Source organism: Streptomyces sp. NPDC002588, from assembly GCF_040295925.1.
Taxonomy (GTDB): domain Bacteria; phylum Actinomycetota; class Actinomycetes; order Streptomycetales; family Streptomycetaceae; genus Streptomyces.
This window is the reverse complement of sequence record NZ_JBEOWF010000029.1, coordinates 60859-86958: the sequence shown is the minus strand read 5'-3', so window position 1 is coordinate 86958 and position 26100 is coordinate 60859. Positions and strand designations below refer to the sequence as shown.

Annotated in this window: 31 protein-coding genes; 17 read left to right on the top strand and 14 right to left on the bottom strand. The window is 71.9% G+C overall.

The annotated features are described in order from the left end of the window. Positions 1–85 precede the first annotated feature (85 nt). Complete coding sequence (locus tag ABT057_RS30010; RefSeq protein ID WP_352346746.1) at positions 86–454, bottom strand: ArsR/SmtB family transcription factor; 369 nt, start codon at positions 452–454, stop codon at positions 86–88. 213 nt (positions 455–667) lie between these two features. Continuing rightward, the gene (locus ABT057_RS30005; RefSeq protein ID WP_352346745.1) at positions 668–1042 is read right to left on the bottom strand and encodes a hypothetical protein; all 375 of its coding nucleotides are present in this window, start codon (positions 1040–1042) and stop codon (positions 668–670) included. A 257-nt stretch (positions 1043–1299) separates the two neighbouring features. Here ABT057_RS30005 and ABT057_RS30000 point away from each other — a divergent pair, with 257 nt between their 5' ends. Beyond that, positions 1300–1752 (top strand): flavodoxin family protein, encoded by a 453-nt coding sequence (locus ABT057_RS30000; protein ID WP_352346744.1) that lies wholly within the window; start codon positions 1300–1302, stop codon positions 1750–1752. Between the two features lie 9 nt (positions 1753–1761). Here ABT057_RS30000 and ABT057_RS29995 read toward each other — a convergent pair whose 3' ends face one another. Continuing rightward, positions 1762–2214: a hypothetical protein gene (locus tag ABT057_RS29995; protein WP_352346743.1), complete on the bottom strand. Its 453-nt coding sequence runs from the start codon at positions 2212–2214 to the stop codon at positions 1762–1764. A gap of 431 nt (positions 2215–2645) precedes the next feature. On the opposite strand from ABT057_RS29995, the gene ABT057_RS29990 reads away from it, so the two are divergent. Next, positions 2646–4916 carry a M4 family metallopeptidase gene (locus ABT057_RS29990; protein WP_352346742.1) on the top strand — a complete coding sequence of 757 codons (2271 nt, stop codon included), beginning with the start codon at positions 2646–2648 and terminating at the stop codon, positions 4914–4916. Between the two features lie 64 nt (positions 4917–4980). Here ABT057_RS29990 and ABT057_RS29985 read toward each other — a convergent pair whose 3' ends face one another. Further along, positions 4981–5625 carry a hypothetical protein gene (locus ABT057_RS29985; RefSeq protein ID WP_352346741.1) on the bottom strand — a complete coding sequence of 215 codons (645 nt, stop codon included), beginning with the start codon at positions 5623–5625 and terminating at the stop codon, positions 4981–4983. A gap of 247 nt (positions 5626–5872) precedes the next feature. Here ABT057_RS29985 and ABT057_RS29980 point away from each other — a divergent pair, with 247 nt between their 5' ends. Continuing rightward, positions 5873–6145, top strand: a complete 273-nt coding sequence (locus ABT057_RS29980) for a hypothetical protein (RefSeq protein WP_352346740.1) — start codon at positions 5873–5875, stop codon at positions 6143–6145. Between the two features lie 64 nt (positions 6146–6209). Here the strand turns inward: ABT057_RS29980 and ABT057_RS29975 are convergent, their stop codons facing one another. Both ABT057_RS29975 and ABT057_RS29970 read right to left on the bottom strand, forming a co-directional pair. Then, positions 6210–7256 (bottom strand): cytochrome P450, encoded by a 1047-nt coding sequence (locus ABT057_RS29975; protein WP_352346739.1) that lies wholly within the window; start codon positions 7254–7256, stop codon positions 6210–6212. Positions 7257–7345: 89 nt separating this feature from the next. Then, positions 7346–7420, bottom strand: a complete 75-nt coding sequence (locus ABT057_RS29970) for a tryptorubin family RiPP precursor (RefSeq protein WP_352346799.1) — start codon at positions 7418–7420, stop codon at positions 7346–7348. 332 nt (positions 7421–7752) lie between these two features. On the opposite strand from ABT057_RS29970, the gene ABT057_RS29965 reads away from it, so the two are divergent. Together ABT057_RS29965 and ABT057_RS29960 are read left to right on the top strand one after the other, a co-directional pair. Beyond that, positions 7753–8568: a chitosanase gene (locus ABT057_RS29965; protein WP_352346738.1), complete on the top strand. Its 816-nt coding sequence runs from the start codon at positions 7753–7755 to the stop codon at positions 8566–8568. A 111-nt stretch (positions 8569–8679) separates the two neighbouring features. After that, a complete protein-coding gene (locus ABT057_RS29960) occupies positions 8680–9138 on the top strand; it encodes an ATP-binding protein (RefSeq protein ID WP_352346737.1) in 459 nt (152 codons plus the stop codon). 46 nt (positions 9139–9184) lie between these two features. Here ABT057_RS29960 and ABT057_RS29955 read toward each other — a convergent pair whose 3' ends face one another. Beyond that, complete coding sequence (locus ABT057_RS29955) at positions 9185–10510, bottom strand: alpha/beta fold hydrolase (RefSeq protein WP_352346736.1); 1326 nt, start codon at positions 10508–10510, stop codon at positions 9185–9187. Positions 10511–10857: 347 nt separating this feature from the next. Here ABT057_RS29955 and ABT057_RS29950 point away from each other — a divergent pair, with 347 nt between their 5' ends. The 5 genes from ABT057_RS29950 (at position 10858) to ABT057_RS29930 (ending at position 15557) form a co-directional block, all read left to right on the top strand. Continuing rightward, entirely contained in the window at positions 10858–11043 is a 186-nt protein-coding gene (locus ABT057_RS29950) for a hypothetical protein (protein WP_352346735.1), read from the top strand. A gap of 43 nt (positions 11044–11086) precedes the next feature. Beyond that, positions 11087–11734, top strand: a complete 648-nt coding sequence (locus ABT057_RS29945) for a hypothetical protein (RefSeq protein ID WP_352346734.1) — start codon at positions 11087–11089, stop codon at positions 11732–11734. 54 nt (positions 11735–11788) lie between these two features. Next, positions 11789–12844: an AraC family transcriptional regulator gene (locus ABT057_RS29940; protein WP_352346733.1), complete on the top strand. Its 1056-nt coding sequence runs from the start codon at positions 11789–11791 to the stop codon at positions 12842–12844. Positions 12845–13116: 272 nt separating this feature from the next. After that, complete coding sequence (locus ABT057_RS29935; protein ID WP_502973986.1) at positions 13117–14598, top strand: MFS transporter; 1482 nt, start codon at positions 13117–13119, stop codon at positions 14596–14598. Positions 14599–14669: 71 nt separating this feature from the next. Next, positions 14670–15557, top strand: coding sequence for an NAD(P)-dependent oxidoreductase (locus ABT057_RS29930; RefSeq protein ID WP_352346731.1), 888 nt, complete (start codon positions 14670–14672; stop codon positions 15555–15557). A gap of 48 nt (positions 15558–15605) precedes the next feature. Here ABT057_RS29930 and ABT057_RS29925 read toward each other — a convergent pair whose 3' ends face one another. Both ABT057_RS29925 and ABT057_RS29920 read right to left on the bottom strand, forming a co-directional pair. After that, a complete protein-coding gene (locus ABT057_RS29925; protein WP_352346730.1) occupies positions 15606–16535 on the bottom strand; it encodes an SGNH/GDSL hydrolase family protein in 930 nt (309 codons plus the stop codon). A gap of 156 nt (positions 16536–16691) precedes the next feature. Next, positions 16692–17654: a zinc-dependent alcohol dehydrogenase family protein gene (locus tag ABT057_RS29920; protein ID WP_352346729.1), complete on the bottom strand. Its 963-nt coding sequence runs from the start codon at positions 17652–17654 to the stop codon at positions 16692–16694. Between the two features lie 97 nt (positions 17655–17751). Here ABT057_RS29920 and ABT057_RS29915 point away from each other — a divergent pair, with 97 nt between their 5' ends. Next, complete coding sequence (locus ABT057_RS29915) at positions 17752–18387, top strand: TetR/AcrR family transcriptional regulator (RefSeq protein ID WP_352346728.1); 636 nt, start codon at positions 17752–17754, stop codon at positions 18385–18387. A 21-nt stretch (positions 18388–18408) separates the two neighbouring features. Here the strand turns inward: ABT057_RS29915 and ABT057_RS29910 are convergent, their stop codons facing one another. Further along, a complete protein-coding gene (locus ABT057_RS29910; RefSeq protein WP_352346727.1) occupies positions 18409–19281 on the bottom strand; it encodes an oxygenase MpaB family protein in 873 nt (290 codons plus the stop codon). A gap of 95 nt (positions 19282–19376) precedes the next feature. Between ABT057_RS29910 and ABT057_RS29905 the strand changes: the two genes are divergently transcribed. Beyond that, positions 19377–19622 carry a WhiB family transcriptional regulator gene (locus ABT057_RS29905; protein ID WP_352346726.1) on the top strand — a complete coding sequence of 82 codons (246 nt, stop codon included), beginning with the start codon at positions 19377–19379 and terminating at the stop codon, positions 19620–19622. Positions 19623–19782: 160 nt separating this feature from the next. Here ABT057_RS29905 and ABT057_RS29900 read toward each other — a convergent pair whose 3' ends face one another. Further along, the gene (locus ABT057_RS29900) at positions 19783–20313 is read right to left on the bottom strand and encodes a TetR/AcrR family transcriptional regulator (protein ID WP_352346725.1); all 531 of its coding nucleotides are present in this window, start codon (positions 20311–20313) and stop codon (positions 19783–19785) included. Between the two features lie 109 nt (positions 20314–20422). Between ABT057_RS29900 and ABT057_RS29895 the strand changes: the two genes are divergently transcribed. After that, positions 20423–21175 (top strand): SDR family oxidoreductase, encoded by a 753-nt coding sequence (locus ABT057_RS29895; RefSeq protein WP_352346724.1) that lies wholly within the window; start codon positions 20423–20425, stop codon positions 21173–21175. Positions 21176–21285: 110 nt separating this feature from the next. After that, positions 21286–22047 (top strand): LamG domain-containing protein, encoded by a 762-nt coding sequence (locus tag ABT057_RS29890; protein ID WP_352346723.1) that lies wholly within the window; start codon positions 21286–21288, stop codon positions 22045–22047. Between the two features lie 72 nt (positions 22048–22119). On the opposite strand, the gene ABT057_RS29885 is transcribed toward ABT057_RS29890, so the two are convergent. From ABT057_RS29885 to ABT057_RS29875, 3 genes are all read right to left on the bottom strand, one after another. Then, positions 22120–22494 (bottom strand): roadblock/LC7 domain-containing protein, encoded by a 375-nt coding sequence (locus ABT057_RS29885; protein ID WP_352346722.1) that lies wholly within the window; start codon positions 22492–22494, stop codon positions 22120–22122. 70 nt (positions 22495–22564) lie between these two features. Next, on the bottom strand, positions 22565–23422 hold the full coding sequence (locus ABT057_RS29880) for a hypothetical protein (protein ID WP_352346721.1): 858 nt from the start codon (positions 23420–23422) through the stop codon (positions 22565–22567). Beyond that, the gene (locus ABT057_RS29875; RefSeq protein ID WP_352346720.1) at positions 23419–23769 is read right to left on the bottom strand and encodes a hypothetical protein; all 351 of its coding nucleotides are present in this window, start codon (positions 23767–23769) and stop codon (positions 23419–23421) included. The genes ABT057_RS29880 and ABT057_RS29875 overlap by 4 nt, the downstream gene beginning before the upstream one ends. 165 nt (positions 23770–23934) lie before the next feature. Between ABT057_RS29875 and ABT057_RS29870 the strand changes: the two genes are divergently transcribed. The 3 genes from ABT057_RS29870 (at position 23935) to ABT057_RS29860 (ending at position 26092) form a co-directional block, all read left to right on the top strand. After that, positions 23935–24300, top strand: coding sequence for a hypothetical protein (locus ABT057_RS29870; protein ID WP_352346719.1), 366 nt, complete (start codon positions 23935–23937; stop codon positions 24298–24300). 327 nt (positions 24301–24627) lie between these two features. Continuing rightward, on the top strand, positions 24628–24804 hold the full coding sequence (locus ABT057_RS29865) for a hypothetical protein (protein ID WP_352346718.1): 177 nt from the start codon (positions 24628–24630) through the stop codon (positions 24802–24804). Between the two features lie 58 nt (positions 24805–24862). Beyond that, complete coding sequence (locus ABT057_RS29860) at positions 24863–26092, top strand: aminotransferase class V-fold PLP-dependent enzyme (RefSeq protein ID WP_352346717.1); 1230 nt, start codon at positions 24863–24865, stop codon at positions 26090–26092. The last annotated feature ends 8 nt before the right edge of the window (positions 26093–26100 follow it).

Genomic DNA, 26100 nt, shown 5'->3' with positions numbered 1-26100 from the left:
GGGGGTACGAGGCCGGTGTCCGTGCAGACGCCCGAGGCTTCAGGGCCTGTCTGAAGCGAACCCGAGGACGGCCGCCCGCTGCCCGTCAGGCCCGCCGGGTGCTGCCCTGCGGTACCGGCAGCGGAGGGTCGGCCTGACGCAGCTCGGCCAGCAACTCGTTCTGTCCCGCGAGGAGTTCGGTGAGGATGCGACGGGCCGCCCGCAGCAGCTCGGCGACGTCGCCGCCGGCCAGGGCGTAGCTGACGGTCGAGCCTTCCCGGATCGACACCACGATCCCGGACCGGCGCAGCACGGCGAGCTGCTGGGACAGGCTGGAGGGCTCGATCTCGATCTCGGTGAGCAGGTCCCGCACGGGGACGGGGCCGCCCTGTAGCAGTTCGAGGACTCGGATGCGCACCGGGTGCCCGAGCATGCGGAAGAACTCGGCCTTGGCCTGGTAGAGGGGGACCTGCATGGTGATCGCTCGCTCCTGCCGCGTTCGCTGGATGGTTCCCGGTGGCGCGGCGGCCCGCCTGGCGTCAGCCGCCGCGCGCGAGGTCCTGCGTCCCGATCCTCCTGGCTGCGGACTCCGTACACCCGTGTGATGCGTTGATCTGGATGTCTCGATGTCTCGAGATGAAGAAATCTGCAACTCGAGGGCGTACGAATCCCGGGACGGTCCGGGTGGCTACACCTCGAGTTCGTTCTCGATCCGCTTCAACTGGTGGCGTGCCATCGCCAGGTTGGAACGGCCGCGGTCCAGGACGAGGTAGATGAACAGCCCGCTGCCCGTCCGGCCCTGGACGAGCCGGATCAGGTGGTACTGGCTGCCCAGCGTGATCAGGATGTCCTCGATCTCGCCCTTGAGGCCCAGGTGCTCCATGGTGCGGACCTTGGCCCGGATCACATCGGTGTTGCCCGCGGCGGCGACCGCCAGGTCGAGGTCCTTGCCGCCGCCCATCGTGCCCAGGGCCATCCCGCTCGTGTAGTCCACCACGGCGGCACCCATCGCGCCCTCCACCGCGGTCATCATCTCCTTGAGCGAGATCTCCACGTTCGCCATCGGGCTCCTCCTGCCGGTTGCACGGGCCCGGGCTCCTCCGGCCCCGCTGATGCCCCGAACGTACGGAGCGGGCACGCCGAGGACGCGGCATGGTCCGGGACTGGCCCAAGTGCGTTCGGAACGCGAAGACGTATGCGGCTTTTTGAGCGTGCCGGTACGAGAGTTGAACGTGCAGCACACCGCAATCCGCGCCTGCCCCCTCGCGGGCGGCGCCGTCGCTTGCGGCCGGCCCGGGCGACCCGGCAGGGTTCGGTGGTGTGGCCACCTTGCTGATCGTCCATCACACCCCGTCGCCCAACTGCCAGACGCTCTTCGAGGCGGTCGTCTCCGGCGCCTGCGCCCCGGAGATCGAGGGCGTGCGTGTCGTACGGCGGGCGGCCCTCGCCGCCACCGCCTCCGACGTGCTCGCCGCCGACGCCTACCTGCTCGGCACCCCGGCCAACCTCGGCTATCTGTCCGGAGCCCTCAAGCACTTCTTCGACCAGGTGTACTACCCCTGCCTCGACACCACCCGCGGCCGCCCCTTCGGCTACTACGTGCACGGCGGCAACGACGTCACCGGTGCCGTACGCGGCATGGAGACGATCACCACCGGGCTGGGCTGGCGGCGCGCGGCCGACCCGGTCACGGTCATCGGCGAACCGGGCGGGGCGGACACCGAGGCCTGCTGGGAACTGGGCGCCACGCTGGCCGCGGGCCTCATGGAGTGACCCGGGGTCTCAGTTCCAGAGCGGGTAGGTCACCACGCGCGGGAAGTGGGCCGGCCGGGCCCCGGGGTAGGTGAGGGTCATCCGGCTGTAGTGCTGGACCCGCGGGTGCTTCTTCCACGCTTCGGGCCGGTCCAGCTTGACGACCACGGCGTACCGGTGGAAGCGGCCGGCCGCGCAGTACGGTACGCAGTCGTTGACGACGTTGACCCCGGTGGCCCGGGCCGACTTCGCACCCCAGCGGGCCCAGTGCAGGGAGACGAGACGGCTGTTGCCGTCGCCGCAGGCCAGCACGAAGTTGTTCGGTCGCACCTTCGGGTGCCAGAAGCAGTCCACCAGAACGGGCGCAGGAGCCTTCCGTGCGGTGGAGGGCGGGGCGCCGGGCGCCGCGGAGGCGGTACCGACCGCCGCGGTGAGTCCCAGCGCCGCGCAGATCATCACCGCTGTCTTCGTGATGTGTCGCATGTCCGCTCCCGCCCGTCCGTGCCGGGGCCGTTCGTGTGCTTCGCCCCAGGGAGCCCCGGGGAGGTGCGCCTTAGACGCTACGACGATGTGCGGGCCAGGACCACTCGAACAGATGAGCGCCGGGTGGCGGCCCTCCGTGCCCCGCCGACCAGCGGCCGAAAACCTGCGCCGAGGTGCCGAATCCCCAGTCGGGGCTGGTCATTTTTGGCCGTTGTTTTGACGCTCCCATGACAAACCTGTGGACGCGGTGCCACGCTGCTCCGGACGTTCACCTTTCCTTTACATACGCCACGCGAGGCGTACCCCGTCCCACCCCCCACCTCCTTCCCACCCGTATGCCGTGCAGCGCTCCGGACCGGCCCACCCCGCGTCGGTCCGCCCCCCACCTCGGCCCGCATCACGGGCCGACCGTCGCACCGAAGGAGAACCCCTTGCCCCGGCGACACCTCCCCACCCCCCGGCGCAGACGTGCCGCAGCCGTTGCCCTCACCGCCACCGCCACCCTGCTGACCTTCGGGATCCAGAGCGGTACCGGCACCGCGGCCCCCGCCGACCCCGGCCCCGCCAGGATCTCCGCCACCCCCCGCGCGGGCGCCGAGCCGGCCGCCCTGTCCCCGGCCCGCCGCACCGCGCTGATCAAGAGCGCGCAGACCGCGGCCGGTACGACGGCCCAGCGGCTCGGCCTCGGCAGCCAGGAGAAACTCCTGGTCAAGGACGTCATCCAGGACGCCGACGGCACCACGCACACCCGCTACGAGCGCACCTACGCCGGACTGCCCGTCCTCGGCGGCGACCTGGTCGTGCACGACAAGAGCGGCGGCAGCACGGTCACGAAGGCCAGCCAGGCCACGCTGAAGGTGCCCTCCCTCACCCCGAAGCTCTCCGCTTCGAACGCTTCCGGCAAGGCCCTCACGGCCGCGAAGAAGGCCGAGGTCAAGGGCTCCGAGACGGCGGGCGCGCCCCGGCTCGTCGTGTGGGCCGGCACGGGCAGGCCCGTCCTGGCCTGGGAGACCGTCGTCAAGGGTGTCCAGCAGGACGGCACGCCCAGCGAGCTCCAGGTCGTCACCGACGCGACCACCGGCAAGCAGATCCTCGCCGCCCAGAAGGTGGAGACCGGCACCGGCACCGGCCAGTACAGCGGCACGGTCCCGCTCGGCACGACCCAGTCGGGATCGACGTACCAGCTCACCGACGGCGAGCGCGCCGGGCACAAGACGTACGACCTGAACCAGGGCACGTCGGGCACCGGCACCCTCTTCACGGACGACAACGATGTCTGGGGCGACGGCACCTCGTCCAACCGCCAGACCGCCGGTGTCGACGTGGCCTTCGGCGCCGCGGCCACCTGGGACTACTACAAGAACGTGTACGGCCGCAACGGCATCCGCAACGACGGGGTCGCCGCGTACAGCCGCGCCCACTACGGCAGCAGCTACGTCAACGCCTTCTGGCAGGACAGCTGCTTCTGCATGACCTACGGCGACGGCTCCGGCAACACCCACCCGCTGACCGCCCTCGACGTGGCCGCCCACGAGATGAGCCACGGCGTCACCGCCGCCACCGCCGGCCTCACCTACTCCGGCGAGTCCGGCGGCCTCAACGAGGCGACCTCCGACATCTTCGCCGCCGCCGTCGAGTTCTACGAGAACCTCCCGGCCGACCCCGGCGACTACCTCGTCGGCGAGAAGATCGACATCAACGGCAACGGCACCCCGCTTCGCTACATGGACAAGCCCTCCAAGGACGGCGCCTCCCGCGACAGCTGGAGCTCCACCCTGGGCAACATCGACGTCCACTACTCCTCGGGCCCCGCGAACCACTTCTTCTACCTGCTCTCCGAGGGCAGCGGCGCCAAGACGGTCAACGGTGTCTCCTACGACAGCCCGACCGCCGACGGCCAGGCCGTCACCGGCATCGGCATCGAGAACGCGGCCGCGATCTGGTACCGCGCGCTGACGACGTACATGACCTCGTCGACGAACTACGCCGGCGCCCGCACCGCCACCCTGTCGGCCGCGGCCGACCTCTTCGGCGCCTACAGCCCGACCTACCTCGCCGTGGCCGACGCCTGGGCCGGCATCAACGTCGGCAGCCGGATAGCCCTCGGCGTCAACGTCGCCCCGCTCGCCGACCAGACCAGCGGCATCGGCCAGGCGGTCGGCCTCCAGGTGGACGCGTACACCACCAACACCGGGGCCGGCCTGACCTACGAGGCGACCGGACTGCCCGACGGCCTCAGCATCAGCCCGAGCGGTCTGATCTCCGGGACGCCGACCACCCTCGGCAGCAGCGACGTCACCGTCAAGGTCACCGACAGCACGGGCGCGTCCGTCACGGACACCTTCACCTGGCGGATCGCGTACATCTACGCCAGCGCCACCCGTGTGGACATCCCCGACAACGGCGCCGCGGTGGAGTCACCGGTCACCATCACCGGCCGCGACGGCAACGCCTCCGCCACCACCGCGGTCTACGTCAACATCGTCCACACCTACCGCGGTGACCTGACCGTCGACCTCGTCGGCCCCGACGGCACCGTCTACTCCCTGCTCAACCGCAGCGGCTCCTCCGCCGACAACGTCGACCAGACCTTCACGGTCAACGCCTCCGCCCAGCCCGTCAACGGAACCTGGAAACTGCGCGTCCAGGACCACGCGTCGATCGACGTGGGCTACATCGCCGGCTGGCAGCTGACGCCCTGATCCGAGTGATTGCACCGCGGTACACCGCCGCCCGGGCCCGCAGGGGTCCGGGCGGCGGTGCGCGTCAGGTGCGGGGCGGGGCGGGCGGGAGTGCGGCGTCGGATCCCGCGAGCTGGGTCAGGGGTGTCCCGCGCGCCCATAATCGCAGCCGGGGACCGTCGATCAGGTAGGTGTGGCCCTGGCGGGCCGCCCAGGCCTCGTCGCGGTGCGTGAAGGTGCCCCGGTGCACGACCAGACGCAGGGCCGGTCCGCCCCGCCTGCGGGTCCGGGCCCGGCAGGAGCAGGCCGTCTCCTCGTCGGGCAGCGGCTCGGCCACCGGGCGGAACGCCACGTCGAGCAGCCGGCCCCGGGAGTCCCGGGCGGCGAGATGCAGGGTGTCGTGCCGGGGCGGCGGCAGCACCCGCCAGCCGTCCCGGCGCAGGATACGGGCCACCGCCACCACCAGCGCCGGCATGTCCAGCTCCGCCAGCTCCTCGGCCGTGTAGTAGCCGCCGCGCCGACGGGCGAACGGACGGGACCTGCGCAGCGCCACCGCGACGACGGCGGCGAGCGCTCCGAGAACGGCGACAGCGGCCCAGCCGCCGAAGACTCGGGAGAAGTACACGAGTCCCACGGCGGCCGAGCACCCCACCAGGACCAGCAGCGCGAGAGCGGGCAGCACCTCCCGCAGCCGGGGGCCGTCGCGGCCCGCCGCGCGCAGCTCGCGCACGGTTCGACGGCGGCGGGCCCGCGCCGACCCGTCCTGCGATGTGTGCTCCCGTCCGACTGCCATCAGGTTCGGCCCCCCAGCCCGTCTACCTCGATGTGCGCTAAGGGATACCCGTCGACAGCGGGCAGATTCGGCACATGCCTCCGTGCGCCCCCACGCGCCGTCGACTTGGCCGAAGACCGTCTGCGGCAGGGCCGGTTCCGGCCGTCGGGGCCCGTTGTCAGTGGTGGATGCGAACCTGCTGGTCATGGACGAGACGGAGTTCTTGCGAGGCAGGGTCTACGGCGCCGACCACGAGGACGCGGCCCCCCGCCCGGACCGTAGGTACGCCCAGCTGGTGGGCGGCCCGCTGGACGGGCTGCTGCTCGACGTGACCGACCGGTCCGACGACGCGCCGCGCGAGGTGGCGCTGACGACGGAGATAGGCCGCTACGGCCCCGGCGGCCGGGCCCTCTACGTCCGGCGCGCAGCCGACCCCCGCCGCTTCGACTGGCAGGGCGACACCCCCGGCGCGCCCTGACGCCTCACGTGCGGGGACCTGCCCCCGAGGCGTCAGGCGGGAGGGCACGCCACGCCCTGAGGCATCAGGTGCGGATCATCCGCACGTCCACCACGCTCATCAGCCCGGCCAGCGGAACCCTCGCCGTCGTCTGCCGCGGGTCGGGCGCGAGGCGGTTGTGGCGGGCGATGTCCAGCAGGCGTTCCGCCAGTGGGACGACCATGTGCCTGCCCCAGCAGCGCTCGCCCGAGTGGCCGAAGGGGAGGTAGCCGGGGGCCGTGTCGGGGTCGAGGTCCTCCCACCGCTCGGGGCGGAACACCTCCGGGTCGTCCCACAGGGCGGGGTCGCGGTGGGACAGCAGCGGCAGCATCAGGACGTCGTCCGCGGCGCCGATGCGTGCGTCGAGCCGGCCGAACTCGGGGGAGGCCACGCGCAGCAGGTTCCAGGAGACCGGCAGCAGTCGCAGTGACTCGTGGAGGATGTGGCGGTTCGGGATGCCGGGGTCGAAGGGCGCCCCGAGCCAGAGCGCGTTCGCGACCAGCGCGGCCACCGTGAAGCAGACCGGCGCGGCGGCTCGCCGGTACATCCCCATCGCGTGCCGCCGTTCACCGTAGGTGGGGGCCTCGCCGACGCGGGCACCGAGCCCGGACATCCGCGCCGGTGTCCCGCCGCGCACCGGGAGGGCGGCGCCCGCCGCGATCACCGTCCAGGTCAGCTTGGGCGTCCACTCGAGGCGCCGGTCGACCAGTGCCTTCAGCCGGTACGGGTCGCGGCCGAAGACGGTGTCCCGCAGATGGTTGTGGGCCACGTGCGGCCAGCTGCCGGAGAGGTCGGTGGTGAGGTCCACGGGTTCCGCGAGGGCGGCGCGGACGTCCTGACCGACGGCCCGCATCACGGCCGACGCCTCGGTCCGGGGAATCGCGCGCCCCAGCAGCGGCTTGAAGGTCGGCCGTTCCGAGTCGTTCGCCGGCCGACTCGCCATGATCATTTCGATGAGTTCGGCCGATGCGACCCCCACGGTTTCGGAATCGAGCCGGAAAACGGCATCGCCGAGATGGCCGTCCAGCAATGCGCCGATCCGCGGGGCGAAATCCAGGCGACGGGGCTGTGTGAGAGAGGGGGTCGGTGGCATGGAATCTCCCGATCGGACCGACGGAAAGGAAAAGGGCGGGCGCCGGGACGCACCCGGCGCCCGCCCTGCGTCAATCACTCACCGGCGGCTCAGTACCAGAGGTACCAGGCGTAGGCCTTGAGGCTCTTCTCCCCGACGAGCTTCTTCTTCAGGGACCCGAACATCTTCATGGAATACCTCCATTGCGACGGAACTGGTGCGGAAAACGGTGCGGAAACGGAAACGAGTACAGCCCCGTGCGCGCAGTCGGTCAACGGTGAGAGAGAACACGCGGTGCGATCGCGCCAGAATTCCCGGGAGAGGTGTGAATGACGCCGTGCACGGGCGGGCAAAAGGCCGTGCACTCTCGGATAGAAAGCGGGTTTGGAATTCACCTTTGTTCGATCGTACGAACATCGCCGTGAAGGGGTTACGCCGTCGGGAACATCCTGATAGGAAACTTTCCTGTCAGTTGCACACGGTCACATTCCACCCCCCACTCCCCTCTGGAGCCACTGTGGTGCACACGTCCCGCCGTACCTTCCTCGCCGTCACCGGCGCGCTCGCGGCCGCCCCCCTGCTGGCCTCCCAGCAGGCCGCCGCGGCCTGCACGCCCCTCGCGGCGGCCGGCCTCGACGACCCGGCGAAGAAGGAGATCGCCATGAAACTGGTGTCGAGCGCGGAGAACTCCTCGCTCGACTGGAAGGCCCAGTACAAGTACATCGAGGACATCGGAGACGGCCGCGGCTACACCGCCGGCATCATCGGCTTCTGCTCCGGCACCGGCGACATGCTCGATCTCGTGGAGCTCTACACCGACCGCAAGCCCGGCAACGTCCTCGCCAAGTACCTCCCGGCGCTGCGCTCGGTCGACGGCAGCGACTCGCACACCGGACTCGACCCGGACTACCCCAAGGACTGGCGCAAGGCCGCCCAGGACACGGCGTTCCAGCAGGCGCAGAACGACGAGCGCGACCGTGTCTACTTCGATCCGGCGGTCAAGCAGGGCAAGACCGACGGACTGCGCACCCTGGGCCAGTTCATCTACTACGACGCGATCGTCATGCACGGCGACGGCACCGACCCCACCAGCTTCCGCAACATCCGCAAGCGGGCGCTGCGCACGGCCCAGCCGCCGGCCCAGGGCGGCAACGAGACGACGTACCTCAACGCCTTCCTCGACGCGCGCGTCTGGGCCATGAAGCAGGAGGAGGCGCACAGCGACACCAGCCGGGTCGACACCGCCCAGCGGGTCTTCCTGCGCAAGGGAAACCTCGACCTCGACCCGCCGCTGGACTGGAAGGTCTACGGCGACAGCTACCACATCGGCTGAGCCGCCGCCCCCGCCCCCGGTGGCTCCGGTACGCCTGAGCACATCGGGGGCGTAGAGGTCGGGTTCGGGGGTAGCCGCGCCCATATGAACGGGGCAGCGAAGGCGGTCCGGATGGAACCTGTTCCGCCCGGCGAGGATCCCACCGGCGGTGGTGGGATCCCGCTCGAGACGACAGTGGCCCTGGACGGCAAGGACGGTTGCATCGCCCGCGCGCGGCATCTGACGGGCGACTTCCTCACGCGTGTCCGGCACCGGCCGGGACTGCCGGTGTCGGCCAGGACCATGGACCTCTCCCAGCTCGTGGTGAGCGAGCTGGTCACCAACGCACTCCGGTACGCGCCCGGCCCGGTGCTCCTGCAGCTGCGCATCACCGGTGACGCGGTCGAGATCGCGGTGTGGGACACGCATCCGGTGCTGCCGGTGCCCCGCGCCCCCGATCCGACCCGGGTGGGCCAGCACGGTCTGGAGATCGTGCGTGCGGTGGCGTCCGCGTTCGACGTCGTCCCGGAGCCGGTCGGCAAACGGGTCGTCGCCCGGCTCGGCCTGTCGGACCTGGGACGACCGGAATGACGACCGGAATCCCGGGTGCGCGGGGCGAGCCGGGCGGCCGGGCGGCTCAGGGCAGCAGAGGCAGCGCCGGGCAGTTGGACGTCGCCGGGCGGCCGGTGAGGCGGTCGGCCAGCCAGGCGATCGCGTCGCCCTGGTCGGTGAGGAGCGGAGCGAAGTGGTTGAGCAGCGCCCGGCCGACGCTCGGCAGCACCACGGGCCTGTAACTGACGTCGGCTCCCTTCGCGCACCAGGCGACGGCGAGGGCCCGGGCCTGGGCGTGCGGTACCAGGTCGTCGGCGGTGCCCGTGGCGAGGCGCACCGGGGAGGCCGGCTCCAGCGTGCCGATGCGCTGGTCCGCCAGGAACGCCTTGAGCGCCGGTTCGGCCTGGACGATGTCGCTGATGGACCGTCCGTCGGTGGTCCAGGCGGTGCTGCGGGCCGAGTTGTAGGCCAGCAGGGCGTCGCCCACGCACATGGTCGACAGGTCTTGCAGGGCCGCCTTGCCGGCCGCGTTCAGGTGCGCCTCCGCGATCGGCTTCAGCTCGGGGTCGGACTGCATGAAGCCGTTGACCGACCAGCCGAGCGCCCCCGCCAGGTCGCTGCCGTCGATGGCCTCGGTGACGGCGGCCAGGTCCGCGGGCGGGGCCCCGCTGTAGGTCCCGGCCAGGGTGACGTCGGGCGCGTAGGAGGGCTGGAGTTCGGCGGCGGCCGCCGTGGCCCCGCCGCCCTGGCTGTAGCCGAACAGTCCGACCCGGGAGGCGGCCGTGAGCGACGTACCGCCCAGGGAGCGGGCGGCGCGGACGGCGTCCAGGACGGCATGGGCCTCGTCGACCCGGTTGACGTAGGTGTGCAGCCGGTCCGTGGCGCCCAGCCCGGCGTAGTCCGTTACCACGACCGCGATACCCCGGGCCAGCATGCGGTAGATCGCCAGGTCCTCGTAACCGACCGACAGGGTCTGCCCGTTGACCAGCAGCGGGCGCTCGAGACCGAGGGAGGCGGCGCACTGGTCGCCCTGGCCCATGGTGCCCGGCGCCACCGCGATCAGCGGACGCGCCCCGCCGCCGGTCCAGGCCGCGGTCGGTTCGATGTAGGCGCCGGTCACCGCGGCGGGCTGCCCCGCCGAGTCCGTGGACTTGTACATCAGCCGGGTCGCGGTACCGGGGAGCGGGCCGTCGAGGCCCGGCAGGCTCAGTGCCAGCGGGAGGGGTTCGCTGCGCACCAGGGCGCCGTCTGCCGCCGGGAGGGCGGCGGGCGGGTTGTAGAACGTCGGGATGGTGACGCCGCGCGAGACCACGGCGTCCGTGTCGGGTGCCGCGACGGCCGGGACGGCGGTCGCGGCCAGACAGGCGGCCGCGGTCATGGTCGCGGCGAGCAGGCGGGTGGGGGTGGGCATGACGGACCTCCGGGGGAGAAGGGGAGGCCCGAGCCTTCGTCTGCGGCTCGGGTGGATCTGCGGTCCGGTGGGGTGCGGACCGCTCGGCACGGCGCGTCGGCCGTCCCGACCGTTGCCCCGTACCGTTCTTAGACGAACTGTCAGGACCGTACCTACCGGTGAGTTACCCCGGGTAGCATCTGGCAGGTTACGGTTCGGTAATATGACTGCGGGTTCCTGTGGGCCACCTGTATCTGTCCCGACCGATCGGCAAGCGATCTCTTGGAGTCGGTTTCCGACAACGGCGGATCGCCGCCTCCCGCGTCGCTAGCGTGCTCCTCCTGTCACGCACAGTCAGGAGGCACCCGGTGGATCCCACCCGGCCGGAGACGCACACACCACCCGCACAGGCCGACGACATCACCGAGGCCCTACCCGAGGCCGCACCGGAGACCGCGCCCCAGGCCGTCCGCCTGGTCCGTGAGGTCGACCTGCGGGGAGCGCAGGGGGTGCAGACCGGAGATCACAACACCCAGCACAACATGTTCCGTTGACACCCCCGCACCCCACTCTCACGGCCACAGAAGGCAGTCGGCGATGACCTTCGATCGCACGCGCGGCGCACAAGCCGGCGACCACAACGTCCAGAACAACACGTACCTGCCGCCCCAGCCGGACGCGCGCCATCACTCCACCTCGCAGTCGGTGACGGCGGGCGACAACGCCAGGATCACCCAGAAGAACACCCATCTGAAGTTCGACGTCCCGCTTGTCGGCCCCCTCCTCAGCCTGGCCTGGGCCCACCCCGCCATCGCCGGAATCACCGCCGTCGCCGTGCTCGGCGCGGGCGGCGCCGCGGTCAACGCGGCCCTGCCGGACGGCGATCCGTCCCCCTCGACCACCCTGGTGCGCGGCTTCGTGATGAAGGCGAAGTACGGCGAGGCGCCCGTCGGCTACGACTTCACCCACACCCCGCCGGTGCTCGCCGACAGCGGCACCGACGCCATCTACGTCCATCAGAGCTCGCTGGTGTCGACCGCCGGCAAGCTCGCGGACTGGAGCCCGTCCGAACCGCCCACGGCCGCCGGCTGCCGGAACGCCGTCAAGGAGTCACCGCGGCGCGAGATCACCATCGGCACCCAGTCCGTCGTGTGCTACCTGGACGGCAACGGCGACCCCGGCTACATCACCCTGACCGCCTGGGAGGGGGATTCCGCGGTCGTCGACACCGCGCACCTGGGCTGAGCCCGCGCTCCGCCGTCCCGACAGGCGGGAAGAGCGGTGTGGTTGACTGCTTGAATGTTGCAAGAGTCGGTCTTCCGGACGATGGACATACCGCCCCGCGACCGCTTCGACGCATGGGTCCAACGCATGGGGAGCACCCATGCCCCCATGCGGCTCAGCACCGACCACACCGCGGACTACCGCGGCCACCAACGGGTGATCGGGCTGGGCGACGTGACCGTGTGGCCGGCGACCATGGACCCCCTGACATTCCACCGCACGGCGAAACTCGTCCGGCAGTCCGATCCCGAGACGTACCACCTGTCCCTCCTGCTGAAGGGCGAGGGAGCGGCCGTCTGGGGCAGACAGCAGGCGATCTACCGGATCAACGACTTCCACACCAACTCCTCGTCCAGGTCGTGGGAGGTGGCCACCGGCCCCGACCCCGTCACGATCGTCGGCGTCGAGATCCCGCGCGCCCTCGTGTGCGTCCCCGGGGACCGTGTCGACCGGGTCCTGGGGGGCCTCCTCTCGGGCCGGGAGGGCACCGGCGCGCTGCTGGCACAGTTCCTCCGCCAACTGATCGCGGACACCGCCCCCTACCGTCCCGCCGACGCCCCCCGGCTCGGCACCGTCGTCGCCGACCTGGTCACGGCCGCCTTCGCGCACGCCGTGGACGCCGACCGGAGCGTGCCGCCGGAGACCCGCAGCCGCACCCTCGTCCTGCACATCAAGGCATACGTCCGCCGCCACCTCGGCGACCCGGACCTCACACCCGCCAGGATCGCCGCCATCCACCACATCTCCCGCAGCTACCTGTACCGCCTCTTCCAGCAGGAGGGCATCGGTATCGCCGCCCACATCCGCGATCAGCGGCTGGCCAGGGCCCGCCGCGACCTCACCGACCCGGCCCTGCGCGACCTGCCCATCCACGCCGTCGCCGCCCGCTGGGGCTTCCCCCGGCCCGCCGAGTTCACCCGCGCGTTCCGCACCGCCTACGGCGCCCCGCCCAGCGAACTGCGCGAGCGGGCACTGATCCCGGACGGGAGGGCAGGACATGTGGACGCAGCGCCAACCGGTTGTGGACCGTCCGCCAACGACACACCGCCCGCCTCTGCCGCATCCTGGTGATCACCGCGGCACGGAACGCACCGGCCGCGCGCCGGGCCAGGACCACGGGGGTGTCCTGGTCCGGCGCGCCGTCAGCACCGTCCGTTGATCGAGTGGTGACGGTCCGGCCGGCGGCGTACGGTCGAACGGTGGACAGGGCGCCGCACGCCACCGTGCGCCGTCACATCCGAGGGGCCCGCCCCCCGAGCGGGCGACACGTCATGAGCAGAGCCTCGCAGCCCACCTCCTCCACCGAGACCGCCGCCCGGCAACGGGGCGGCGGCGGAAACGCGATCGCACTGCTGGTCATCGCGTCCTGCCAGTTGATGGTGGTGCTGGACATCACCATCGTGAACATCGCGCTGCCCGACATCCAGCGCTCCCTGGACTTCTCCACCACCAGCCTGTCGTGGGTCGTCAACGCCTACACGCTGACCTTCGGCGGACTGCTGCTGCTCGGCGGCAGAACGGGCGACATCCTCGGCAGACGGCGGGTGTTCATCGTGGGCGTCCTGCTGTTCGTGCTCGCCTCGCTGCTCGGCGGACTGGCCCAGAACGAGGCCCAACTCCTGTCCGCACGCGCCCTGCAGGGCGTCGGCGGCGCCATCGCCTCCCCGACCGCTCTCGCCCTGATCAGCACCACCTTCCGTGAGGGGCCCGAACGCAACCGCGCCTTCGGCGTGTTCGCCGCGGTCTCGGCGGGCGGCGGCGCGATCGGTCTGCTCGCCGGCGGCATCCTCGTCGAGTATCTGAACTGGCGATGGGTGCTCTTCGTCAACGTCCCGATCGGTCTGCTCATCGCGCTCGCCACCCCCCGCTTCATCAAGGAGTCCGAGCGCCACCCCGGCCGCTTCGACCTCGCCGGCGCACTGACGTCGACCATCGGCATGGTGCTGCTCGTGTACGGCTTCATCCGCGCCGCCCAGGAGGGCTGGCGGGACGGCCTCACCCTGGCCTCGTTCGCCGCGGCCGTGGTGGTGCTCACGATGTTCGTCCTGATCGAGCGGCGCTCCCGGCAGCCGATCACCCCCCTGCACATGTTCGCCGACCGCAATCGCGCCGGCACCTACGGCATCATGCTGTGCCTCGCCGCCGCGATCTTCGGCATGTTCTTCTTCCTCACCCTCTTCGTCCAGAACGTGCTCGGATTCAGCCCGCTGGCCGCCGGGTTCGCCTTCCTCCCGGTGAGCGCCGTGATCGCGGTCGGCGCCGGCCTCGCCTCCCGCTTCCTGCCGACGTACGGACCGAAGCCCTTCATGGTGGTGGGCGCGATCCTCGCGGCGGCGGGCCTGGGCTGGCTGACGCTGACGGACGTCGACTCCACCTATGCCGGCAGCATCCTCGGGCCGATGCTCGTCTTCAGCCTGGGCATGGGCATGGAGTTCGTGTCGCTCACCCTGATGGCGCTGTCCAACGTGTCCACCGAGGAGACCGGCGCGGCCTCCGGACTCCTCAACGCCACCCAGCAGGTGGGCGGTTCGCTCGGCCTGTCCATCCTGGTCACGATGTACGGCACGGCCAGCCGCAACGAGGCCGAGGACCAGATCCCCGCCTTCCTCGCCCAGGCCACCCCCGCCGAACGCCTGCGCTTCCAGCGCACCGGCGAGCTTCCCGCGCCCTGGTCGAACGAGGTCCTCACCTCCGGCGTGTCCGCCGCGTTCGTCATGGCGGCCATCTTCACCGTCATCGCCGCCCTGATCGCCGTCGTGGTCATCCAGGTCCGCGCCTCGGACCTGGAACGGCTCAAGGGCGGTGCGGGACCGCCGGGAGTATGACACCGGAGGAACCGCGGGGTCGCCGCGGCGACGGTGCGCAGGGCGAACAGGAGCCGGGTTAGGGTCCGTTCATGGTTCACGGAGAGTTCGGTGAGGTGGGAGTCCTGCACCCGGGCGCCATGGGCGCGGGTGTGGCGGCGCAGGCGGTGGCGGCCGGGGCCTCGGTGCGGTGGCTGCCGCAGGGGCGCGGGGCCGCGACCCGGCAGCGGGCCGAGCGGCTCGGGCTGAAACCCGCCGCGAGTGTCGGGGAACTCGCCGCGACCTGCGACCTCGTCCTCAGCGTCTGCCCGCCCGCCGCCGCCCTCTCCGTCGCCGAACAGGTCGCGGCGGCGGGCTTCCGGGGCGTCTACGTCGACGCCAACGCGGTCAGCCCCGAGCGGATGGCCGACATCGGCGAGGTGTTCGAGGGCACCGGAACGACCCTGGTGGACGGCGGTATCACCGGCCCGCCACCCCGCGAGGCCGGCTCCACCCGGCTGTACCTCTCGGGCGAGGAGACGGCCGTCGCCCGCGTCTCGGCCCTCTTCGACGGCACCCTGCTCACCCCGTTCCCGCTGCCGGGCCCGGTCGGCCGGGCGTCCGCCCTCAAACTGTCCTTCGCCGCGTACAACAAGATCTCGTACGCTCTCGCCGCCCACGCCTGCGCCCTGGCCGACGGGCACGGCGTGCTGGACGACCTGCTGGACCTCGCGGCCCAGGCGCTCCCCGGCACCCCGCTCGCCGGAACCGGGCGCCTCGCCTCCGCCGGACCGAGGGCATGGCGGTGGGAGCCGGAGATGCGGGAGATCGCCCGGGCGAGCCGCGAGGTGGGTGCGCCGGCCGCCTTCGCCGAGGCCGCCGCCGAGACGTTCGCCCGCTGGGAGCACCACAAGGACGACGAGACGGTGACCGGCGCACGGTTGGTGGCGGACCTGCGCGAGGGGCGCGCGGGGCCGGACGCCCGCCCGGCGGGGGAATGACCGCGGGCGACGATCGCACCCACCCGCAGGCGGCGGCCGGACCCGGGATCAGCGTCCGTGCCCTCCGTGTCCGCCCCGGGGCAGCCGCCGCAGCACCGCCTCGGCCATGGCCGCCTCGCCCTTGGCGTTGGGGTGCGCGGGAGCCGCGGGGGAGGCGGGCTGCAAGGGCTCGATCCAGCGGTCCGCCGGCGGCTTGCACATGTCGTGCCCGACGGTCGGACCGTAGGTGTCGGCATAGTCCGCGCCGCTGTGGCGCGCCACCGCCCGGAGCATCAGGTTGAGGAGTTTCTCGGTGTCCCGGAGATAGGGGAAGTCCCGCGTCGCGAACGGCACCGACGGGGCGCAGCCGCTGCCGTCGTCGGGCAGCAGGTCGGGGTAGCCGACGACGAGGACACGCGCGTGCGGTGCTCTGGCGTGCACGGCCCGCAGCACCCGGGCGACCTTGGGCGCGGTCTGCGCGATGGCGACGGTCAACCGGTCGACGCCGGAAGTGCCGTAGTACCGCTGACAGGGGTTGCCGGCCGGGTCCTGCGCGGCCAGCTGCGCACAGGTGGCGATGATGGTCCCGAAGCCCATGTCGTTGCCGCCGATCTGCACGGTCACCAGGTCGGTGTCCCGGCGCAGGGCGTCCAGCTGGGGGCCGTTGGTTCCCTGCGACTTCCACATCTCCTCGGTCGTCGCCCCGGCGCAGCTGACGTCCTTGAACGGGCTCGCCCCGAGCCGCGCGGCCACGATCGAGGGGTAATTGTTGTCGGAGCGGGCGCAGTTGGCGTCCACCTGACGGGGAATCAGAGGGCCGGACGTGTAGGAGTCACCCAGCGCCACGTACTCCCTCGTCCGTCCGCCGCCCCCGCCGTGGGCCGCGGCCGGTACCGAGGAGGCGGCGACGAGCGCACAACCTCCCAGCGCCGCAAGGAAGGTGACGCCCTTTCGGCGCCCTCCGGCCAGTGCTGCTGTCCTGCGTACGTCGCGCCCCATCGCGCTCCTCCCCCTGCACCCGGCCGACACCGGCGGCCGGTACGGCCGCCGTACTGTGCGCCGGAGTTTGTATACCGCCGGGTAGGCCAGGGGCGCCAGAGTCGTGAAGAGGCGGTTTCGCGGCGGGAGTCGGCGGTCGCGGCCCGAGCCCGCGGACTACGGCGTCAGCACGATCCTGCCGAAGACCTCGCCCGCGTCCATCTTCCGGTGCGCCGACCCGGCCTGCGCCAGCGGCAGCACCTCGTGCACCACCGTCCGCAGCTCGCCGCGGTTCGCGGCGGCGAACTGCTCGGCCCGCACGGCACGTCGATCGGGCCCGGTCACGCTGTCGGCGCTGAAGACGGCGAACGACAACGACTTCTGGAACGCGGCGATCATCTTCATGCCGAAGTCCGCCGGCGGCCACCCGCCGACCGCGCCGACGGTCACCATGCGCCCGTTGGGGTTGAGCCTGTCGAAGAAGGACGGCAGGTCCGCCCCGGCGACGATGTCGATGAGGACGTCGTAGCCCGCGGGCGCGTCCCCACCGCCCTCGCCCGATCGGTCCAGCACATGGGTCGCGCCCAGTTCACGCAGCCGGTCGCCGCGTTCGGCCGACGAGGTCGTCACCGCGACCGCGCCGGCGCCGCCCTGGGCCGCCAGTTGCACGGCCGTGATCCCGATGCTGCCGGCGGCGCCGCGCACCAGCACGGACTCGCCGGGCGCGAAGTGGGCGTGGGCCAGGGCGAAGTGGGCCACCACGCCCGAGCTCCCGAGCGTCACGGCGTCGTCGGCGGACAACTTCTCGGGCAGCGGAAGGATCTCCTCGACCGGGGCGACCGCCCGCTCGGCGTAGCCGCCGCCGAGGCCGGTGAACGCCCATACCCGCCGGCCGACCCAGGACGCGTCGACGCCCTCGCCGACCGCGGTCACGGTCCCCGCCACCTCGCTGCCGAGAACGTGGCCTTCCCTGAAGCCGTGTTCACCGAGGAGCCCGTTCCGGATCACGACATCGACACCGCCGACACCGATCGCCTCGTTGGCGATCAGCACCTGTCCGGCTGCGGGAGCCGGGGCGGGGAGGTCGACGACCGTCAGCCCCTCGGGATCGCCGAACGCCTGGATCGCAACTGCCTTCAATGCCGTCTCCTTGAGACTGGGAATGATCGGGAGGGGCGAAAGCCCCATGCCTTCGGACGTTAGCGGACGCCCCCGTCCACTTGGCTAAAGTGAGAGCGTGACCGACCGTTTGCCTCACACCCTGCGTTCCGACGCCCTGGACAACCGCGAACGCATCCTCGACTCCGCCCGCACGCTGTTCGCCGCCGAGGGGATGAACGTGCCGATGCGGGAGATCGCCCGGCGCGCCGGGGTCGGCCCCGCCACCCTGTACCGCCGGTTCCCGACCAAGCAGGCGCTGGTCTCCGAGGCGTTCGCCGAGCAGCTGCGCGCCTGCCACACCATCGTCGAGGAGGGACTCGCCGATCCGGACCCGTGGCGCGGCTTCTGCCGCGTGATCGAGCGGACCTGCGAGCTGTACGCGCACGACCGAGGCTTCACGGAAGCCCTCATGTCGGCCTTCCCCGACGCGATGGACTTCGCCGCCGGCCGTGCCCACACGCTGAGCGCGGTCGCGGAACTGGCCCGTCGCGCCAAGGAGGCGGGCCGGCTGCGTCCGGACTTCGTTCTGGAGGACCTGATCCTCATGGTCCTGGCCCACCGGGGCATCCACACCGCGTCGGCGGCCGCCCGGGTCGCGGCCTCCCGGCGCTTCGCGGCACTCGCCATCCAGGCCTTCCGGGTCTCGGAGGAGCACGCGCCGCTGCCGCCGGCGGCACGGCTGGCCTTCGCCGTACCGCGCTGGACCGCCTGACGGACGCCGCGGGGGCCGTCGTCAGCGCTGTGTCTCCCGGGCGGGCGCCATCGCCCACCGGATGGTCGCCGTGGCCGCGCGGCCGAGCGGCAGCAGGCAGGCCTCCTCGGCCGACGGCCATCTGGACAGCCCGAGTTCAACGGCGGCCCACCGGGGCAGGAGCGCCACGGCGCCCGCCGCGAGCAGTTCGTAGGGGAGGCGGGCGACCAGCGGCACGGGCGGGTGCAGCAGCAGGAAGCGCGCGGTCTCCCGAGCCTGCGCGGTGGCTCTCAGCTCCGGCCGGTAGGCGGTCAGCCGCTCGGCGAGCCCGCCCCGGCTGCGGGGCGGATCGGGAATGCCCAGCTCGACGGCGACACGCGCCATGTCCTCGACATAGCCGTCGCACTCCGCCGCCGAGAGCGGGCGCGCCCCGAAGCGCTGATGGGCGCGCAGGAAGCTGTCGGTCTCGGCGATGTGCACCCAGCACAGCAGATGGGGATCCGAGGCGTCGTACGGTTCACCGCGCTCGGTCAGACCCCGCACCTGCCCATGCACCGCCCGTACCCGGGCGCACGCCTCTCGCGCGTGTTCCGCGGTGCCGTACGTCGTCGTGGCCAGGAAGGTGCTCGTGCGCTGCAGCCGGCCCCAGGGATCGCCCCGGAAACCGGAGTGCGCGGCCACGGCCGCCATGGCGAGCGGGTGCAGCGACTGGAGGAGCAGGGCGGACAGCCCGCCGGCGAACATCGACGCGTCCCCGTGCACCCGGCGCACCGGGCGCTCCGGTCCGAACCAGCGCGGTCCGGGCGTGTCGTGGATACGGGCGCGGTGACGGGGGCCGTCCGGCCCCGCGACCCGGGCGAAGAGGCCCTCGGCCAGGCGTGCCCTGGGGCCGCCGCCTTCTCCGGTGCGTCCCATGAGTGCCGTCCTCTCCGCTCGTTCCCGGCCATGGCCGAAACGGTGGACAGTGCCTATATTTCTTTGTACCTCTGCTGAGTCGCCCGGAGGTGCCCATGATGTCCCTGGCCTCGACGAACTGGCGGGAGGCGGCTGCCTGCCGCTTCGAGGACCCCGAGCTCTTCTTCCCCCTGGGGGAGGACGGTCTGTCCCTGAGACAGATCGAGCAGGCGCGGGCGGTCTGCCACCGGTGCCCGGTGATGAGGGCCTGCGGCGCCTGGGCCGTACGGCACGGCGAGAGCGACGGGGTGTGGGGCGCGATGACGGCCGCCGAGCGCCGGACGCTGCGCCTGGGACGCTAAGGGCTGTCCCGTAATCCCCGGCGGGCGCGCGACGACAGCCACGGCACCTCGCCGCGTTGTCGGAACGTCCGCATACATCCAGTATGCGGACACCCCTCCGCCTTGCGATGCACCGCATCTGACGCCGCGCGCTGATCCACCGGGGATTACGGGACAGCCCTCAGGGCTGGGAGCCCCAGAGCTGGTCCACAAGGATCTCGGGATCGACGTCGGCGCGCAGTTCCCCCTGCTCCTGCGCGTGCCGCATCCGCCGCACCGCCAGCTCCCGCCGTGGGCCGGAGTAGCGCTGGAGCAGGGCGGCGGCCAGATCGGGGTCGGTCTGCGCCTGTCCGATGAGCTCGGCGATCACCCGGCCGGCCGGGGTGGCGGTGAGCACGTGGACGAAGGAGCGTAGCTGTGCCGTCAGGTCCGCCTCAAGGTCGCCGCTGTCGGGGAAGGCCAGTGCGGACTCGACGGCGTGGAAGTAGCCGTCCAGTGCGAGCGCCCCCTTCGACGGCCACCACTTGTAGATCGTGGTCTTGCTGACGCCCGCCCGCTCGGCGACGGCCTCGATGGTGAACGCGCCCATGCCCTCGTCGAGCAGCAGAGCGCCGGCGGCGTCGAGTGCGTCGGCCCGTACCTCGTCCGCCGGACGCCGCCCGCGGCCCCGCCGGGCCCGCGGGGTCGCCCCCGGTTCCGCCTGTCGCGGCATGCCCCGCCTCCCGTGTGTTTTCCCGCCGACCCCACCCTCACATATGGACGCAGCGTCCACAACATGCTTATATGGACGCTGCGTTCATAAACGACTGGAGGGCGGCATCATGACTGAGACGGCACAGACCACCGAGACCCCGCGCGTCGCACTCGTCACCGGCGCTTCCGGGGGCATCGGCCGGGCGGTGGCCCGGCGGCTCGCGGCCGACGGAACGGCCGTCGCCGTGCACTACGCGGGCAACAGGACGGCGGCGGAGGAGACGCTCGCCGCGATCGAGGCGAGTGGCGGCCGGGGGATCACGGTGACCGGCGACGTCGCCGACGAGCATGCGACGGCGGAGGTCTTCGACGCGGTGGAGCAGGCCTTCGGCGGGATCGACGTTGTGGTCCACACGGCGGGGGTCATGGTTCTGGGGCCGGTCGCCGACTTCGACCTGGACGCCTTCGACCGGCTGACCCGCACCAATCTGCGCGGCACCTTCGTGGTGGCCCAGCAGGCGGCCCGCCGTGTCCGGGCCGGCGGCGCCGTCGTCACCTTCTCCACGTCGGTGACCCGGCTGTCCTTCCCCGGCTACGCCGCCTACGCGGCGAGCAAGGGCGCCGTCGAGGCGATGACGATGGTGCTGGCCCGCGAACTGCGCGGCCGCGACATCACGGTGAACGCGGTGGCCCCCGGCCCCACCGCCACCCGGCTCTTCCTCGAGGGCAAGGACGAGGAGGCGATCGCCCGCCTCGCCGCGCAGCCCCCGCTGGAGCGGCTCGGCACCCCCGAGGACATCGCCGAGGCCGTCGCCTTCCTCGCCGGCCCGGGGCGGTGGGTCAACGGGCAGATCCTCTATGCGAACGGGGGAATCGCCTGAGCGGACGGAATTTCGAGATTTGTCAACGTCGGCTCACTCGTCCGGGTTGTCCTTTCCGTGGATTCGCTGTCAATTGCATGCCGAAGTCATATGCGGAGCAGCATCCGCGCATGGAGAATCCTGCATTCGACGGTCCACCGTCGAGCGAGGGAAATTGGTCCGGACCTGAGATCGTTTTCACCGCGGACTTCGCATCCACGTACCAATGGGTGGCAGGTCGTTCGTGGGCGTATCCGAACGGCGGTCCTGTCAATCCCGGAGACAACAAACTCGATTACCTGACGGCGGACCCCGCCTACAGTCGCTCCGGCACCTTCCGTGCCACCCGCCGCAAGGACGGGCGGTGGGACACGGGTCTGCTCACCACGGAGGGGAGCGAGGAGGGCTTCACCGTCCGCGCGGGCGACGTGCTCGAAGCGCGGGTCAGACTGCCGTACGAGGCGGGGGCCTGGCCGGCCATCTGGACCTGGCGGGACGGCGACCAGGAGATCGACGTCTTCGAGTACCACCCCGACAACCCCGACCTCCTGGAGCTGACCAACCACGTCCGAGGCGGCAACCTCTACTACCGCGACCCCGCGATCCGCCCCGGCGCGTGGATCGACCTGCGCGTCGAGTTCGGCCCGCGGTCCGTGGTCTGGTGGGTGAACGGCAGCCGGGTGTTCGCCGACCGGCAGGGCGTGGGGCGTCGCTGGCACGCGTACCTCATCGTCAACCTGTCGGTGTGCGCGGGCCGTTACCACCCGCCGCCGGCTCCGCGCGTCACCGAGATGTCGTTCCAGGTCCAGAGCCTGGTGGTGCGGCGGCCCGCCGCGCTCCTGGAGGCGCTCCCCGACGAGCCCGAGGCGGCGGACGACGGCGACCGGCCCTGAGCCGGTCCTCTGCCCGGGCCGGCGTTCCGGGGGCACGACGACCTGGTCACCGCTGGTGAGGAGGCCGCGGGTTCAGGCCGGGGTGTCCGTGTCGAGGATGTTGCCGAGCTCGGCCACGAGGGCCGGCATCTCCCGGCGGAAGGCGGCCAGGTCCAGCCCCTCGTCGGTGACGACGGCGAGCAGGGCACGGTCACCGACCGCCGTGACGATCACATGCCCGCCACTGCACTGGGCGCTCATCTCCCGCAGGCTCCCGGTGGCCGCCTGGTCGGCCAGGCGGTTCCCGAGGGACAGCGTGGCCGCGGCGACGGCGGCCATGGACTCCGGATGCGTCTTGCTGGCGTCGCTGGAGACCACCAGCCCGTCCACGGTCGCGAGCGTGCTTTCGGTGACACCCATCACCTTGTCCCGCAAGGAGAGGAGGATGTCGTTCACGGGGTCGCTCATGATGTCTTCTTCCTGGTGAGCGGTCTGCGGGCGGGGACGGCGGGGGAGCGACGGTGGGACACCGACGTGGTCAGGAGGTGTGCTCGGGGGAGTCCGAGGCGGCCTGCTGACCGGTGCGGCGCGGCAGCCGCCGGGGGAGTTCGGCGGTCGCGGGGGCGGACCGGGGGGCCGGTGCGTCGGTGCCCGGTGTGCGCGGCGCGGTGCTCGGGCGTGCGGTCCCCGCGGGAGCCGCATACCGGACCAGCCGCAGTTCGAGCAGGTGGCGGAGGTCGAGCAGCACGGCGAAGAGACCGCGGCCCAGGGTGAAAGCGAGGTCCCGGGGCGTGCGTCGTCCGTCGGTCGCGGCCAGCAGGTCCCGGTGGCGCGGGGACAGTCTGGCGGCGGACTCCGGCGGGTCGGCGGGATACGTCGGGTGCACCCGGTCCCGGGCGTCGCGCGCGATCGAGCCGGGCTCCTTGGTCAGCATGCCGAAGCGGCGTGTGGTCTCGGTGACCAGCCGCTCCGGCGGCACCCCGGTTCCGGCGTACAGCACGGGCACGGGGTCGGTGACCTCCCAGCCGGTCTGCCGGTTGAGGGACAGCGCGAACGCCGCGTCGAAGAGCGCGCCGAGGCTGACCACCTCCAACTCCCCGGCGCCGAGCAGGCCCTGGGCGACGAGTTCCCTCGCCAGGTGCTCGTGCGTCGTGTCGGTGGCGCGGACGGAGGTCCACGCCTCCTCGGTGAGCCGCCGGGACTTGAGCAGGATCGCCTCGACACCGGGAGCGCCCGGCGTCTCCATGGCGACCACGAGACCGTCGCGGACATGGATGGTGCCGCCGGGTGTACCGGAGACGGCGATCGTGCAGGAACTGTTCCGGGCGTGCAGGTCGGCCAGGAGGGAGGGGAGGTTGCGGGCGGTGGACGGCTGGGCGATGTCGTTCAGGCTCATGCCAGCAGTGCGTCCGCGTGCCGGGTGAGGTCCTGGAGCACCCAGGCGAGGTTCGTCCGCTCCCGGTCCACGGTGGCGCACAGCAGGACGGGATCGCCGTCGTTGCCCACGCTCAGGGTCACGTGGTGGGTGCTGGGGGTGCTGACGACGATGCTCTCCAGCCCGTCCGTGCAGCCCGCCTGGCGCAGCCCGGTGTCGGCGATGCCGACGATGTCGTGGGCGTCCCGGCTCCCGTCCACTTCTCCCAGCGATGCGTAGGAGAGACCCGTCACGGAGTCCACGAGTGCTGCTCCGGCGATGCCGGGCGTCTGCAGAACGCGGGTGAGGGCGGAGTCGAGTAGAGCCATTGGTTTGCCCCTTCGGTTGCTCTGTCGAGCACAGTACTTTATTTGCTAACTATCGCAAGACTGAATAAAGATGAGCTCGTTCGAACTCAACAGCCTCACAATGAGGCTGATTGCCGTAACGGACGATCAGACGCGGTCGTCCGGTAAGGAAATGAGGGCACCAGGTTGAACATTGAGAGCACGCTCAAGGAAGCGATGAGCATCGAGGGTGCACTGGGTGTGGCCCTCGTCGACTACGAAAGCGGAATGTCCCTGGGTGTGTTGGGCGGAGGCCCCCACCTGGACCTGGAGCTGGCCGCCGCCGGCAACACGGAGGTCGTGCGGGCGAAGCAGCGCACGCTGAAGTCGCTCGGGCTGCAGGAGGAGATCGAGGACATCCTGATCACACTCGGTCAGCAGTACCACCTGATCCGGCCCTTGGCCCGGTCGCGCGGCGCGCTGTTCCTGTACGTCGCCCTCGACCGCAGCCGCAGCAACCTCGCCCTCGCCCGCCACCGGCTGAAGGCGCTGGAAGCGGAACTGGAGGTCTGAGACAACGGACGGACCCCGCCCCACCGAGGAGGTGGTGCGGGGTCCGTGTCCGAGCGCCGGGCAGGCCTTGCACCTGCATTTCCCCGCGGGAAGCGGGACGTCTTTCCTTGGACCACCGACGCGTCACCGAGAGACGGGAGTTCCGTCCTTCAGCTCTGGCTCAAGGCTAGCGCATGGTCACGGCACCGATGGACCAGGACCGGACCCCAGGCGGTCACAGTCGGACATCGGCCCCTAGCCCGTCCGGGGGCAGTGCGATGATGTCGTCGACAGCGGAGCCGTTCCACGTCCCTCGGCCCGCCCCACCGTCCACGAAAGCAGAGCTCCGTGTTCTCCGTCTTCGACGACACACCGATCTACCAACGCCTGGTCACCGAACGCGGTGACGTGCCCGCTCAGGTGCGCGGCGAGGCCGAGCGCATCAAGCGCGACCTGGACCGGGTCATGGCGGGCGGCCCCTCGCTCACCCCCGGCCTGCCCGCCCCCCGAGGGTTCTTCTCCTGACGACCTGAAGATCTGACGACCTGACGACCGACGACGTCCCGGCCCAGGAGAGACCCCCATGAGCGAGGGCGACCTCGTCACCGCGCCCAGGCCGCCCGCGCTGCCCGACGGGCGGCCCGCGCTGCACGCCTGGACCCTCGACCCAGGCCTGCGCCACCTCAACCACGGTTCGTTCGGCGGAGTGCCGGCGGTCGCCCAGGAGCGGCAGAACGCGCTGCGAGCGGAGATGGAGCGCGCCCCGGTGGTCTGGTTCTCGACGCTGCCCGAGCGGCTCGCCGAGGCCCGGACCGAGATCGCGGGCCGGCTGCGGACCGACGCGAAGGACCTGGCCCTCGTCCCGAACGCCAGCGCCGGCGCCAGCGTCGTGTTCGCCGCGCTGGCCGCCCGGCCCGGCGGGGACATCGTGGTCACCGACCACGGCTACGGTGCCGTCACGATGGGCGCCGAGCGGCTCGCCCGCCGCTGGGGGAGCCGGGTGCGCACGGCCCGGGTGCCCCTGGCGGCCGATGCCGACGAGGCCTGCCGGGCCGTACTCGCGGAGGTGGACGACGAGGTCGCGCTGATCGTCCTGGACCAGATCACCTCGGCCACGGCCCGACGCCTCCCCGTCGACCGCGTCGGCGCCGAGGCCGCACGGCGCGGCATCACGCTCCTCGTCGACGGCGCGCACGCTCCCGGCCTCCTCGCCGCGCCCCTGGCGGGCCTGGACTGCGACGCCTGGGTCGGCAACCTGCACAAGTGGGGCTGCGCCCCCCGCGGTTCGGCGGTGCTCGTCGCCCGCGGCCCCCTGCGGGACGAGCTGTACCCGCTGATCGACTCGTGGGGCGCGGCCGAGCCCTTCCCGGACCGCTTCGACCACCAGGGCACCCTGGACGTCACCGGCTGCCTGGCCGCGTCCACCGCCCTCCGGTTCGTCGACGACACCTGGGGCTGGGACACGGCCCGCCGGTACATGGACGAACTGGCGGAGTACGGTGCCCGCGTCATCGCGGAGGCCTTCGCCCGGGCGGCCGGGGCCCCGCCGGAACCCGTCGACGTCGGGATGCCCGTCCCGGGGATGCGCCTGGTCCGCCTGCCCGACGGTCTGGGCACGAGCCGCCTCGCCGCCGACGCCCTGCGGGACCGGGCGCCCGCCGAACTCGGCGTGGAAGCCGCGTTCACCAGCTTCGACGGACTCGGCTACCTCCGGCTGTCCGCCCACGTCTACAACACCCCCGAGGACTACGAGCACTTCGCCGCCGACTGCGTTCCCGCCGTGGCGCGGTGGGCGCGTGCGGCGCGGGCGTAGTCCAGGAC